Origin of the sequence: Campylobacter sp. CFSAN093260 (assembly GCF_012890095.1) — a bacterium.
GTDB lineage: Bacteria > Campylobacterota > Campylobacteria > Campylobacterales > Campylobacteraceae > Campylobacter_D > Campylobacter_D jejuni.
Genome location: NZ_CP040618.1, coordinates 1479461 through 1493755, shown reverse-complemented (window position 1 = coordinate 1493755; position 14295 = coordinate 1479461). Strand labels below are relative to the sequence as shown.

General features: G+C 29.4%; 11 protein-coding genes and 3 pseudogenes. 12 read left to right on the top strand and 2 right to left on the bottom strand.

Annotation, left to right across the window (positions count from 1 at the left end; translation table 11 throughout):
- Positions 1-7: 7 nt before the first annotated feature.
- From nuoI to FBF22_RS07495, 7 genes are read left to right on the top strand one after another with little or no spacing between them, the layout of a single operon-like run.
- Complete coding sequence (gene nuoI / locus FBF22_RS07525) at positions 8-649, top strand: NADH-quinone oxidoreductase subunit NuoI (protein ID WP_002870005.1); 642 nt, start codon at positions 8-10, stop codon at positions 647-649.
- Positions 646-1164, top strand: a complete 519-nt coding sequence (locus FBF22_RS07520; RefSeq protein ID WP_002867593.1) for an NADH-quinone oxidoreductase subunit J — start codon at positions 646-648, stop codon at positions 1162-1164. The genes nuoI and FBF22_RS07520 overlap by 4 nt, the downstream gene beginning before the upstream one ends.
- A complete protein-coding gene (gene nuoK / locus FBF22_RS07515; RefSeq protein ID WP_002858466.1) occupies positions 1161-1457 on the top strand; it encodes an NADH-quinone oxidoreductase subunit NuoK in 297 nt (98 codons plus the stop codon). Before FBF22_RS07520 ends, nuoK begins: the two co-directional genes overlap by 4 nt.
- 1 nt (position 1458) lies before the next feature.
- The gene (gene nuoL, locus FBF22_RS07510; RefSeq protein WP_002885623.1) at positions 1459-3249 is read left to right on the top strand and encodes an NADH-quinone oxidoreductase subunit L; all 1791 of its coding nucleotides are present in this window, start codon (positions 1459-1461) and stop codon (positions 3247-3249) included.
- 1 nt (position 3250) lies between these two features.
- The gene (locus FBF22_RS07505) at positions 3251-4738 is read left to right on the top strand and encodes an NADH-quinone oxidoreductase subunit M (RefSeq protein ID WP_002885625.1); all 1488 of its coding nucleotides are present in this window, start codon (positions 3251-3253) and stop codon (positions 4736-4738) included.
- The gene (locus FBF22_RS07500; protein ID WP_002885627.1) at positions 4728-6116 is read left to right on the top strand and encodes an NADH-quinone oxidoreductase subunit N; all 1389 of its coding nucleotides are present in this window, start codon (positions 4728-4730) and stop codon (positions 6114-6116) included. The genes FBF22_RS07505 and FBF22_RS07500 overlap by 11 nt, the downstream gene beginning before the upstream one ends.
- Positions 6117-6138: 22 nt before the next feature.
- Positions 6139-8505: a hypothetical protein gene (locus FBF22_RS07495; RefSeq protein WP_002870013.1), complete on the top strand. Its 2367-nt coding sequence runs from the start codon at positions 6139-6141 to the stop codon at positions 8503-8505.
- A gap of 41 nt (positions 8506-8546) precedes the next feature.
- On the opposite strand, the gene FBF22_RS07490 is transcribed toward FBF22_RS07495, so the two are convergent.
- The gene (locus tag FBF22_RS07490) at positions 8547-10535 is read right to left on the bottom strand and encodes a methyl-accepting chemotaxis protein (RefSeq protein WP_079461977.1); all 1989 of its coding nucleotides are present in this window, start codon (positions 10533-10535) and stop codon (positions 8547-8549) included.
- A gap of 78 nt (positions 10536-10613) precedes the next feature.
- Between FBF22_RS07490 and FBF22_RS07485 the strand changes: the two are divergent.
- Positions 10614-11045 (top strand): annotated as a pseudogene (locus FBF22_RS07485) (MerR family transcriptional regulator).
- Positions 11046-11052: 7 nt separating this feature from the next.
- On the opposite strand, the gene FBF22_RS07480 reads toward FBF22_RS07485, so the two are convergent.
- Positions 11053-11376 carry a metalloregulator ArsR/SmtB family transcription factor gene (locus FBF22_RS07480; protein WP_052777737.1) on the bottom strand — a complete coding sequence of 108 codons (324 nt, stop codon included), beginning with the start codon at positions 11374-11376 and terminating at the stop codon, positions 11053-11055.
- Between the two features lie 103 nt (positions 11377-11479).
- Here FBF22_RS07480 and FBF22_RS07475 point away from each other — a divergent pair.
- The 4 genes and pseudogenes from FBF22_RS07475 to FBF22_RS07460 form a co-directional block, all read left to right on the top strand.
- Positions 11480-11575: pseudogene (locus tag FBF22_RS07475) on the top strand (NAD(P)-dependent oxidoreductase); the annotation flags it as partial.
- Positions 11576-11750: 175 nt separating this feature from the next.
- Entirely contained in the window at positions 11751-12926 is a 1176-nt protein-coding gene (locus FBF22_RS07470) for an MFS transporter (protein WP_044277916.1), read from the top strand.
- Positions 12927-12983: 57 nt separating this feature from the next.
- Positions 12984-13402, top strand: a pseudogene (locus FBF22_RS07465) (cupin domain-containing protein).
- A gap of 119 nt (positions 13403-13521) precedes the next feature.
- On the top strand, positions 13522-14277 hold the full coding sequence (locus FBF22_RS07460; RefSeq protein ID WP_165433230.1) for a carboxymuconolactone decarboxylase family protein: 756 nt from the start codon (positions 13522-13524) through the stop codon (positions 14275-14277).
- Positions 14278-14295: the final 18 nt, after the last annotated feature.

Here is a 14295-nt window from a genome sequence, read left to right as displayed (position 1 = left end):
GTTTGATATGAAAAATTATTACTTAGTGGATGAGAAAAGAAAAACTCCTGTTAGCACTTGGGAGAAAATTTCACAAGCTTTGCGTAGAAGTGTTAAACTAGAGCTTTTTCTAGGGCTTTTTGTGATGATGAGAGAATTGCTTAAGAGAAATAATAGCGCTACGATTAAATATCCTTTTGAAAAGGTAAAACTTGACAATCGTTACCGTGCTGTTCATCGTCTGATGCGTTTTATAGAAAGTGAAAACGAAAGATGTATAGGTTGTGGGCTTTGCGAAAAAATTTGCATTAGTAATTGTATCAGAATGGAAACTTCTTTAGATGAAAATGGGCGTAAAAAAGTAGGAAATTATAGTATTAATTTAGGGCGTTGTATTTATTGTGGTTTTTGTGCTGAGGTTTGCCCTGAACTTGCTATAGTACATGGAACAGAGTATGAAAATGCAGCTGAGCAAAGGTCTTATTTTGGCTATAAGCAAGATTTTTTAACTCCTATTGATAAGCTTAAAAATCAAGTTGAATTTGAAGGAGCAGGAAGCCTTAGAAAAGATGCTGATTTATTGGTGGTAAAAACACCAAATTATTACGATGTGATGATTGAAAGAGCCTTAGAAAATCAAAATACACAAGAGCAAGGAGAAAATAAATGATAGAAAATTTGGCTTTTGTATTTTTTAGTGTAGTGGTTTTAGGCTTTTTTGGCATTGCGGTTTTAAGTAAAAATATGCTTTATTCTCTTTCTGCTTTAGCGGGTGGAATGGTGTTTTTATCGGGATTTTATTTTTTGCTTGATGCAGAGTTTTTAGGCGTGATACAAATTATTGTTTATAGTGGAGCTGTACTTGGACTTTATAGTTTTGCGATGATGTTTTTTGATGCTTCTAAAGAATTTAAAGAACAACTTAAAGCTAAAAAAAGTTTTTTTACTTTGGTGGTTTTAAGTGCGATTTTACTTTTGACTATGCTTATAGGTTTTAAATACCAAAATATCAGCACGGATTTGCCTTTAAATGATCCTGCTTTGTTTGATTTTAATAAACAACTGGCTTTAGCGATTTTTTCAAAATATCTTTTAGCTTTTGAGTTTATAGCTATTTTGCTTTTGATTGCTTTAGTTTGTGCTATAGTGCTTACTCATAAAGAGCTAACAAAGGAAAAACAATGATAGAAAAGTATTTTTTTATAGCTATTTTAATGTTTGTCATAGGGCTTGTAGGGATTTTAAAAAGACAAAATCTCATCATGCTTTTTATTTCGAGTGAAATTTTATTAAATAGTGCTAATTTAGCCTTAGTAGCAGCTTCTAAAATGCACAATGATTTAAATGGACAGGTTTTTGCACTTTTTATCATGGGTGTAGCGGCTTGTGAAGTAGCTGTTGGTGTAGCTTTGTGTGTGCTTTGGTATAGAAGAAAAGGTACTTTGGAATTAAAAAGCTTAAAAGAAGTGGAGGCTTAGTATGCAAAATTTAGCTTTGATTTCTCTTTTTAGTCCTTTTTTAGCTTTTTTGTTTGCAAGTTGTTTTGCTTTGAGTGAGAAAAAACAATTTGTAGGGATAATTTGTTCGCTTTTAGTAGCTTTAAGTGCTTTTTGTTCTTTGTATTTGCTTTTTTGCAATGAAGCTTTTAATGTGAGTTTGTTTGAATGGTTTGCTGGAGTAAATTTTGGCTTTGATATAGATGCTATTTCGCTTACTATGATGAGTGTTGTAGGTATTGTAGCTACTTGTGTCCATTTTTATAGTATTTTTTATATGGCTCATGATGAAGGTTTTAATAAATTTTTTGCTTATTTGGGGCTTTTTGTCTTTTCTATGCTTTTTTTAGTTATGAGTGATAATTTCTTAGGACTTTTCGTAGGTTGGGAAGGCGTTGGGCTTTGCTCTTGGTTGCTTATAGGTTTTTGGTATAAAAACGATACTTATTCTTTTGCGGCTAATGAGGCTTTTATTATGAATCGTATTGCGGATTTGGGTATGCTTTTAGGAATTTTTTGGCTTTATTTACAAGCAGGAACTTTAAAATATGATGAAGTTTTTTCCATGGCACAAAGCCTAGATCACAATGCTTTGATCTTAATCGCAACTTGTTTATTTATAGGGGCTATGGGAAAATCTGCACAATTTCCTTTTCACACTTGGCTTGCTGATGCTATGGCAGGGCCAACTCCTGTTTCTGCATTAATCCATGCAGCAACCATGGTAACAGCGGGGGTTTATTTGGTAATTCGTGCAAGCACCCTTTATGATTTAGTTCCTGAGGTTTCTTATATTATTGCCTTACTTGGAGCTTTTGTAGCGATTTTTGCAGCCTCTATGGCTTTGGTGGCTAGGGATTTAAAACGCATTATTGCTTATTCTACCTTATCGCAACTTGGATATATGTTTGTGGCTGCAGGACTTGGGGCTTATGGTATAGCTTTATTTCACTTAGCTACACATGCTTTTTTTAAATCTTTACTTTTCTTAGGTGCTGGAAATGTAATGCATGCAATGAATGATAAATTAGACATTAAAAAAATGGGTGGACTTTTTAAACCTTTAAAGTTTACCGCTATTTTGATGTGTATAGGATCTTTAGCTTTAGCAGGAATTTATCCTTTTGCAGGATTTTTCTCTAAAGATTTGATTTTAGGATATTCTTTCATTTCTTTTCACCATGGTATTTTTTTAGTGCTTTTAATCGCAGCTTTTTTAACAGCATTTTATAGCTTTAGACTTTTAATGTTGGTATTTTTTACCCCTGCAAGACATGATGAACATCCACATGAAGCAAGTAAAATCGCACTTTTGGCTATGAGTCCTTTGATGGTTTTAGCTATTGTTGCAGGATTTTTTGAACATAGTTTTTTTGAATATTTAAGCACAAAATTAGTTTTTATTGATGCACAAAATCAAATTGTAATGATTTGTGCGAGTGTAGCAGCTATTTTGGGTGTAATTTTGGCTATTTTTGCTTATAAAAATTCTTGGTTTAAAGAAAGTATTGAAGAAAATAAAATTCACAAACTTTTAAGTAATGATTATTTTATTCCTAGGTTTTATCATCAATTTATCGTTTCAAAATATGAAAGTTTATGTGCGATTTTAAAACATTGTGATCTTTATATTTTTGATAGAATAGTTGAAAAAATTGCTTTGTATTCTCAAAATATTTCACAAAAAATGATTATGCCAAACAGTTTAAACTTAATGCTTAGATTTTTGGTGGCAGCTTTTGTGATTTTGTTGATTTTGGTATGGATGGTGTAAAATGCTAAATTATTTGATATTTTTTCCTTTAATTTCTGCTTTTGTGGTTTTGCTTTTAAATCGTGGAGGCGTTAAGGTTTTTAGCGTTGTTGTAAGTTTTATGATTTTGGCTTTAAATTTGGATATTTTTGCGGATTTTTTACAAGGGGTAAGCTTTGATTATAATCTCTCTTTTAAAATTTTGAAATTTTTTAGCTTTCATGTAGGAGTAGACAGTATCGCACTTATATTGATGCTTTTAAGTTCTTTGATGATATTTTTAAGCTTTTTATTTTTGAAACTAGAACAAAAAGCGCTTGTATCTTGTATATTCTTTTTAGAATTTGCTATTATGGGACTTTTTAGTGCAAAAGATGGTTTGTTGTTTTATGTTTTTTGGGAATTTTCTCTTTTGCCTTTGCTTTATATTATGGGAGTTTATGGTAAAGATTTTAGAGCAGGGGTGAAATTTTTTATCTATGCTTTTGCGGGTTCAATTTTAATGCTTGTAGCATTGATTTATCAAGCTTATTTAAATTATCAGCTTTTAAATATCTTCACTTTTGACTTGGAAATTTGGAAAAATAATGCCTCAGCAGTAAATTTTACAGAGCAACTTTTACTTTTTGGAGCATTTTTTATCGCTTTTGCTATCAAAGCTCCTTTATTTCCACTTCATACTTGGGCACCTAAGGTTTATGCAAATTCGCCTGTACTTGTTTCTGTAATGCTTGTAGTTTTTAAAATGGCTCCTTTTGGATTTTTACTTTTTTGTTTACCACTTTTTCCAGATGCGAGTGTGTATTTTATGCCTTTAATTGTAGCTTTATGTATAGTAAGTATCGTTTATAATGCTTTAATTGCTTATAGAGCAGAAAATATTAAAGAATTGATTGCTTATAGTTCTATTTCACATCTTGGTGTGATGATTTTGGGAATTTTTTCTTTAAATGCTTTGGGTATTAGTGGTGCGGTTTTTTATATGTTTGCACATGGTATTGTAACGGGAGCTTTATTTTTAATGGTTGAACTTTTATACCAAAGATATCATACTTATGATATTTCTTTTTACCATTCTTTAGCCAAAAAAGCACCTTTATTTTCAATTTTCTTTATGCTCATTTTACTTGCGAGTGTTTCTTTGCCTTTAACTGTTTCTTTTGTGGGAGAGTTTTTAATTCTTTTAGGTATAGCAAAGATTAATTTATTTTACGCTTTGTTGGCAGGTTTGGTGATTATTTTAGGAGCGATTTATATGTTCGCAGTATTTAGAAAAATATTTTTCATGCAAAAACAAAGCTTTATAGAGGGTTTTTCTTTACGCTTTAGAGAAATAATAGCGCTTGTGTGCATTGTAGTAATGATTTTTGGACTAGGGCTTATGCCAAATATACTTTTAAAGCCGATACAAAAAGATGTGGATAATCTTATAAAAACAATGAATATTAGGGCTGTTGAGCAAAATACTTTAGATTTTTTATCTAAAATAGGAGAGGCAAATGTTAAATAATTTTTTAAATTTAGAACTTTTAAATATAAGCTTATCTTATCCATTTTTATTTTTAATTACAACTGCAATAGTTCTTTTGCTTTGCTCTGGTTTTTGGAAATTTCATCGATCGTTTTATATTGGCATAAGTTCTTTGTCTTTGATTGTAAGTGCTTTTTTGATTTTAAATAATGCAAATGCTCAAGGTTTAGATGCAAAAGCTTTTTTGGCTACTTTAAATAATGATATTGTTTCATTTTATGCTTCTTTGGTGATTTTGTGTTTTTCATTTTTATATCTTTTAATGCAAAAAGAAGAAAATCAAGGTGAATTTTATGCTTTATTTTTATTTATGATTGCATCTTTGCTTTTGATGGTTTCAAGCTCAAATTTAGTACTTATTTTTATAGGACTTGAAAGTTCTTCTTTAGCGCTTTATACTTTAATAGCAATGCGTGGAAGTGATAATGCTATTTCAAGTGCGATAAAATACTTTAGTATAGCGGCTGTAGGAGCTGGGTTTTTTGTTATGGCTGTAGCTTTTATTTATTTAAAAACAGGAACTTTAGATTTATCTGCTAATTTAGCGTTAAAAAATGAGTTTCAAAAAGATCCCATGCTTTTGGGTGCTGGAGTGATGATTTTTGTTCTTTGTGCAATCAAGCTTTCTTTGGCACCTTTTCATTTTTGGCTTAAAGATGTGTATTATGCAGCACATACAAATTTGGTTGCTTTTATTTCAGTTGTGCCAAAAGTTGCCATGTTGGTTGTGGTTATTCGTTTGTTTGATTTTTTAAATAATACAGGTTTTGAATATATCATAATAGTTCTAGCGATTTTTTCTATGCTTATAGGCGCTTTTGCGGCTCTAAGTCAAAACAATATCAAAAAAATGTTTGCTTATAGTTCTGTAGTGCATTCTTCTTTGGTTTTGATAGCTTGCATTCCTTTATTAAAAGAACAAAATTTTGATGGAATTTTGCTTGCTATTTTTGGATATTGGACTTTATTTGCTTTTGCAAATTATGCTGTATTTATGATTTTAAGTAATTATGAGAATAATTCTTATGAGAGTTTAAATGGGCTTTTGGTTAAAAAACCTTTAATTGCTTTTTGTTTAAGCATTAGTGTGCTTTCTTTAGCAGGTATTCCGCCTTTTGGAGTATTTTGGGGTAAATTTATGATTTTAAATACAGTAATTTTAAATGGATATTGGTATTTGGCGCTTTTTGTGGCTTTATCTTCTGTTATTATGCTTTATGCGTATTTAAAGATTTTAATTCATGTTTTATTTATGAAAAATGATAGGGTTTATAATATTAAGTTTAGTTTTATACAAAATTTTATTTTAGCTTTTTGTGTTTGTGTAAGCACTTTTGCTATATTGTTAATGTTATAAGAGTTTTGCTATAATTATTTTTATGAGAATATTATTTTTAATTTTATTAAGTTTTTTAAATGCTTTTGCTTTTGAGCTTGTTTTAAACACGGGTCGTGAAAATAATCAAGCTTTTGCAGTTTTACATGCGAGTAATGATTTAGAATTTACATGTCAAAAATTTATTACCGAAGCAAAAGTTCATTTTGAATGTGATATTGCAGGTATGGTTGATAATAAATTAAAAGATCAGAGTTTTTCTGCTTTTGATTTAAAATTTATACAAGAAGCTCAAAAAATTAAAATGATCATTTTGCCAAAAATACAAGCAAGAATGTTTGACACTTCTCAAAATATTTATATAGATAAAGAACTCAGTTCATCAAGTTCGCATAAAAGTAAGGCTTTTACTTTTATTTTTACACCAGAACTAGCACCTATTAAAGACTATGATGGACTCGATTTTAATATCAATTTTCCACATGAGAGTTTGCCTTATGTTGGAGCTTTGGATTTAAATTCTGATCCTGTTGTTATTCCTCAAAGTGCAGATATCAATACTTATTTACGCATCAAAAAAGAATACGATAAGGCTAATTACAATCAAGTGGTGATTGATGCACAAAATGCTATCAATAGATATCGTGGCAGTATTTTTACTAGTGAATTTATACTTTATAAATTAAGAGCTCAAAATAAACTTTACACTCAAGATCCAAGCATGCGTGATCAACAAATTTTAGAAAAGATGATTGATGATGCTAAAAATTGGACGCGTACTTTTACAAGTGATAAAAATTTTTCAGAAGTTTTACATATAATGTTAAGAACTTATATCGCTTTAGCTCAGCGTGCTGATGTAGAGTATACAATGTCGATTTTGGATAATGAACAACCTAATAATTATTTTACTCAGTTATCAAAACTTGATTATGCAGACTATATTTATAATTTAAATGAAAAAGAAAAAGCTGTAAATATTTATGAAAATACTTATTTTAATACAAAAAATTTAGATTTAGCTGCAAGAGCAGCTATGAGTTTGGCAAAGAATTTGCTTTCAAATGAGCAAGTAAATAAAGCTATAGAATATATTAATACCATTTTAAAAGCCAATCCTGAATATTTTGGAAAAGATATTCCAAGATCTTTAGAACTTGCTAAATTATTTAATCAAAAGGGACAATTTGATATAAGTGCAAGTATTTATGAAGATGCCTTTGCTAAAATGTCCAAACTTGATCCAAGTTATGAAGAAACTTTAAAAGATTTAGCCTTGGTTTTATCACATGCTAACAGATCTAGTGATGCTAAAAAATACCTTGATTTGTATATGGATGATTATTTAGATGGTAAGTATTTAGATGAAATTAAAAAAGCAAGTGATGAGGTATTCTTTGCTTTAGGTGATAATAATGCAAGCTTTTTGCATCAGCGTTATACAGATTTAATGAAGCAATATGCAAATAAAGATGAGAATATTGCAAATAAAGCTTTAGATGAAGATGTTGCACTTTATTATAAAGAGGGAAATTTTAGTGCTATTTTAGCTTATAAAGATCTTATAGAAAGTAAAAAAATTCCAAATGCTACTCAATTTTTAGAGAAAGCAGCCATTAATGATTTAAAAAATGCGATAAAAGCTGATAATTGTATCAATGCTGCAAATATTTTTATGCATTTTAGTGCTTATGATATAGGTCAGAAAATTGAGAATAAAAAACAAATGTTAGCTTGTCTTATCAGAACTTCTAATGTTGAACAAGCACTTGATTATATAGATAAAAATTATAATGAAGATTCTATATTTTATGGTCTTCAAAAAGCATCTATTCTTTTTGATAATAAACAATATCCTCAGGTGATTAAAATTTCTAAAGATATAGCTAATTCTAGAATTTTAAAAAGCGATGATGAGAATTTTAAGGCTTATTATTTGCAATTTTTGTCTTTATTGCGCTTAAATGACTACAATCAAGCCATTAAAATTTTGCAAATTTTAGAAAGTTTTCCAATGAATTTTAGTATGGTGGAAGCTTATGATGCTTTACTTTCTTATGCTAATGATCACAATATGCAAACAACGATTTTAACTTACGCACCTAAGGCCATTGACTATCAAAATTTTAAAGGTATAAATCTTTTTAGTCCTAATTTAGAATTTATATATCTTGATGCTTTGGCTAAAATCAATAAAAATGAAGAAAGTTTAGCTGTTTTAACAGATTTGCTTAAATTAAAACTTTCAGATGAGGATAAGGCAAGAGCTTTATATATCCAAGCTTTAACTTATGAAAGAATGCAAAATATACAAGCTGAAAAAGAAAGTTTAAAACAATGTCTTGAAATCAAAGGTGTTTCAAATTGGCAGAATTTATGTAAGAGTAAAAATCAAATTTTAAATCAATAAGTAAATTAGAGATAACTAGCTTTTTAGCTAGTTATCTAAGATTAAAACCTCTTCTTCTTAACATCTTCTAAGATATTATTAGCTATATCACTTACTGTACTAGAAATAATAGCTGATTCATTAGCAATTTCAACATTATCTTTAGTAGTTTGATCAATTTGAGCTACGCTATCATTGATTTGAGTGATACCTGCAGTTTGTTCTTTAATACTTTCTGCCATATCATTGATAGATTGAACAAGTAAATTAGTATTAGCTTCAATTTCTGATAAAGACTTTTGAGTTCTTTCAGCTAACTTTCTAACTTCATCAGCTACCACTGCAAAGCCTCTACCATGTTCTCCAGCACGAGCTGCTTCAATAGCTGCATTTAAAGCTAAAAGATTGATTTGATCTGCAATATCACCTATAATACCTGTAACATTTTTAATCTCTTCAGATTGAGTGATAACATCACTAGTTTTAACTGAAACATTTTGCATAGAAGAAGTGATCTCTTCTAAAGCTGCTGCAGTTTCTTCTAAAGATTGAGCTTGAGAATTTGAAGAAGTGGTTAAGCTTTGAACAGCAGTTTGTAATTTTCCACTTTCATTAGCTAAAGCATTAGCAAAGTCTGAACTTTGTTTTAGCATTTTAACTATTTCATCACCTAAAGCATTAGTAGTTAATTCTACACTACCGCTAGCATTTTCTAATTTATTTCTAAAGTCTAAGCTTTTGTATTCTTCAAAAATTTTATGAATAGCATTCATATCAGAACCTACTCTAGCTTGTAAAACATCAAGAAGTTTATTTAGAACATTTTTAAGTTCAATAAGTTGTGGGTTTCTTGGATTAGCAGTAATTCTTGCTGTTAAATTACCACCTTCTACAACTGATACGGTTTGAACTGATTCTTTAACGGCTTGATTGTCTTGTTCTAAGCCTCTTTTAGTAGCAAGAATGTTTTCATTGATAGCATTTGAGATTTGTCCAAATTCATCATTGCTTTTTACTTCTATAGTAGAAACATTTTTTGTTTTATAGTTGATAAAATCAAAGAATGAAGTTAAACCTGTTTGGATAGCTGCAAGTGGGGAGAGGTATTTTGATACGATGAAATAAAGGAGGATGACGCTAAATACTACTACAATAATGACAACAATGGCTTGAATAAATGCAGCTTTATGAATAGGTTTATTTATAATATCAGCGCTTTCGGTAATACAAGCTGTATAAGCAAAGACTTTAGTACAAGTTCCAAGTCTTTCTTTGCCGTCTAATCCATAAGTAAAAAAGTTATAGTCTCCATGTGTTTTATATGCATTTAGAACAGGAGAATGATCAATGGATGGATTTAATAATTCTTTATTGGTTGCTGCAAATATTTTATTTTTTTGATCAAATAAAAAAGTATTTCCAGGAGTGTTTGCAACTGAATTTTGCAAATCTTCTAATGGTATATCGACACCCAGTACTCCTATGATTTTGCCATCTTTATAAATAGCTTTAGAATACGTTATTACATATTGTTTTAAAATTGTATCTAAATATGCTGGTGTAACAAAAATATCATTTGTTTTTAAAGCTTCTTGATACCAATCTTTTGTCTTTATATCTAAATCATCACGTAATTCAGGCATTTTTGCATCATTAGATTTTTGACTAAGTAAAACTTTTCCATTGTTTAAACCTAAATAAACATTTAGTGCATTTATACTATGACGATAATATTTCAATATTGGACCAACATTGTTAATAATATTTTCTTCAGTGATTAAAGATTGATAAGGTAAGTTCGCGATATCTTTTTCTAAAGCTCTAGTAAAAGATTGATTTGTGGAACGGAAATCTTCAACGGTAGATTGTGTGACTTTAAGTAGATCAGTTTGATTTTTAAGAGTGCTTTCATATAGTGAGGTTTTTGTAAAATAAAAACTTACAATACCTAGAACAATTAAGGCAAAAATTGCAATTAAATTTGCAATGAGAGAAAGTTTGATTTTAATACTATTCATTATTTTCCTTTTAATTTTTGTTATTTTTAGCATAAAACTAATAATTTGGCTATTATTTTATCACAAAAAAATAAAAATAAATTTTTATTTTTATTTTAAAAAGGAGAAAATATGGCTTATACTATGAAAAGAGGTAGAAAAAGAAACAAAAATTAGTGCTCATACTTTAAGATTTTGGGCTAAAAAGGTTTGTTTCCTTTTGTTCAAAAAGATGAAAATAGTGTGAAATATTTTTCAAAAAGCGATATAGAATGGGCAAAATGGATAGAATGGTTTCGAATTTCAGGTATGCAAATCGAACAAATCAGGCATTACATAAAACTTTGCTCTTTGGGTATAAAAACTGCCAAAGAGAGACAAGAGATGTTAAAGCAAACAAAGAAAAAATTACAAAACCAGATTAAAACATTAAAAGAAAGTGAAAAAGTTTTAAGCAAAAAGATAAAAATTTATGAAGAAATGCTTGCAAATGAAGTCGATGGGTTTAATCTAGAAAGCAAGGACTATCAACCTTGTGATAAATTGCATAAGTTTAAGGGTTGATTTTATATTAAGGGCAAATTTGGGTAATAATATTTTCATTTTTTTTAATAGCATTTTTAAGCTCTAAAATTTTGATATTTTCAAAAAGATCTAAATGCAGCTTTAAAAGCTCATTATTAATCCCATAATACGCCCAAGTTCCTTGATGCCTTACATACAAAAAACCCGCATCTTTTAAAATTTTTAAATGTCTTGAAAGTCTTGATTGACCCATGTTTAAGAGCTCTTGTAGATCACAAACACAAAGTTCTTTATATCTTAAAAGATGATGCAAAATCAAAATCCTACTTTCATCATTGATTGCTGAAATAATGGTTAAAAATTTTTGCATTTTATTTCCTTAAATTAAATTAATAAAAATTCCAAAAGATATAGCCACGCCTAAAATAATCATAACAAATAAAAATAAAAATTTTATTTTAAACATTTGTTTGAGTAAAATCAGCTATAGTGATTATGCTAGTGCTATGATAGACATAGTGCTTAATTCTTGCGATAAAAATACACGCATTGGAGTAATAAGCCTATAAATAAAAGATATCTTATGCTTTTAAGGCATCTTTTATTTCTTTTAAATGCTTATTTTGAAGTTTCAAATTTTTCTAAAGATTTTATTTAATATAGATAAATATTTTTATTTTAGGTTATTGACTTAGACCTACTCTCATCTTTTATACTTTTAAAAATATTAATTGAAAGGATAAAATGAAAAATTTAAATAAAGCTTCAAATACTCAAATTATTCTAGTATTTTGTTTAGGGGTATTTGGGATTTTGAGCACAGAACTAGGGATGATGGGTATAATTCCTATTGTTTCTCAAAATTTCAGTGTAAGTATTTCAGATGCGGGTTGGTGTGCGAGTATTTTTGCACTCGTGATAACTTTTTGCGCCCCTATTGTCCCGCTGCTTTGTGCAAATTTCAATCCTAAAAAACTTATGCTTATTTGTTTAGCTGTGTTTATCTTAAGCTGGTTAACTTCTGCTTTTGTGAGTGAATTTTGGCAATTGCTTATTTTAAGAGCTATTCCTGCTTTTTTTCATCCTATTTATATAGCTCTTGCTCTAAGTATGGTTGCAAATTTGGTCGAAGATAAGAAAGAAATTCCAAAAGCTACAGCTAAGATTTTTGCAGCAGTTAGTGCTGGAATGGTTTTGGGTGTACCTATGACTAGTTATTTTGGTGGAAATTTTAGTTTTAAAATGGCAATGTTATTTTTTGTATTTTTAAATACCTTATCTTTTATAGCAACTTTATTTTTTGTTCCTGATTTTAAAAAAGTAAATTCTGTAAAAATAAGCAAACAATTGCTTATTTTAAGATACCCACTTTTATGGATTAGCATACTTTGTGTTATTTGTATAAATGCTGGAATTTGGGGTTTTTACTCTTATTTTTCTGATTTCTTACATAGTGTAGGAAAGATGAAATTTACTTTAATTAGTATTGTATTGGCTATTTATGGTTTTTCAAATATTATAGGCAATTATATAGCCGGAAAGACCCTTGTTAAAAACGCAAATTTTACTTTGATTTTAACACCTTTAATTATGATAGGATTTTATATTTTACTTTTTAGTTTTTATAGTGAAATTATACTTATAATATTTGCCTTTATATTAGGAATTTTAGCAGGTGTGATGAATAACGGCACGCATTTTATGATAAGTTATCCCTTTCCAAAGGCTGCTAATTTTAGCAATGGACTTTTTATAAGCGTGGCCAATATAGGATTAAGCACCGGAACTGCTATTTGTGGACTTGTGATTTCTTTGAGTGATACGCGTTATATTATCGTAAATACTATTGTTTTGTTGATTTTAGGAATTATCATGATTTTTGTAAGAAGTAGGATAGAAAAAATGAAATTAAGATTTTAAATTTTTACTTGACTTAGAGTAGCTCTCATGTTTTATAATACTAAAAAAGGAGGTAAAATACAAGAATTAGAAAAAGCAGGAATTCATGGAAGTTTTAAAGGTGATAGTAAATTTTTAGCAAAAATGTAAAAGTTTCTATGATGTTTAAATCAAATGAGTGGAGAAATTTTAGCGGGGCTTTGGTTGAATTTGAAGCCAGTGCTAGAAGTGCGTGGCATACTCATCCTCAAGGACAAACCTTAATCGTAACAGAGGGTGAAATCATCACAAAAGTTCCAGGCCAAAAAGCCTTTATAGCTAAAAAAGGCGATGTGATAAGCTGTCCTATAGGAGTAAAGCATTTTCATGGTGCAACTAATACAAGTAGTGGAGCACACATAGCACTTACAGGCGAAAAAGAAGGTAAAAATGTAGAATGGCTTGAGCTTGTTAGCGATGAAGAATATGAAAATGCCTTAAAAGAAGCAAGAGAGTAAAAGATTTTATCAATGAAATGCAGAATTTTTTAAATTTGAGTATAACAACTTTTATATTTTTAAGTGCAATGTTAAGCGTTCTTTTTTCACAAAATATCAAAAATATCAAGGAGAATACTATGAATTTGACACAAAAAGCAAGAGAAATTTTTGAAAAATTTTTTGGAAAAGTGGAAGAAAAACTGCTTTTTACAAGCGATAAGGAGTTTTTTACTAATCACATTAATTTTACTTTTGGCGAGAGTTTTGTAAAAACAAATTTGGATACACAAAAATATTTTTTAATCACCCTTGCTTCTACTTTAGCAGTAGGTGGAAAAATAGAGTTTAAAGTTTTACTTCAAGGTGCAATCAAGAACGATTTAAGTCCTATTGTCATCAAAGAAATGATTTATCAAGCTACGCCTTATGTGGGTTTTGCTAGAGTATGTGATTTTTTAAGCCTTTGCAATAAAGTGTTTAAAAAACTAAATATCGCCTTAGTTTTAACTTCACAAGGCACCACTACACAAGAAAATCGCAAAATAAAAGGCAGGGAAATACAAAATGCTATTTTTAGTGAAGCTAATATCACTAAAATGATAGAAACTACACCAGAAGATAAAGCTTTTATAAATGATTTTTTGAGTGCGAATTGTTTTGGAGACTACTATACACGCACAGGACTTGATCTAAAAACTAGGGAGCTTTTAACCCTTGTATATCTTATCTCACTTGGTGGGCTAGACAATCAAGTAAAAGCTCACATACAAGGCAATCTTAACATGGGGCAAAGTAGAAAAGATTTGCTAAATATCATTGCAGCTCTTATTCCATATATTGGCTATCCAAAGGCTTTAAATGCCCTAAATTTGCTTGATGATATTAAAAAGTAGAATGCAAGCAATAAATAT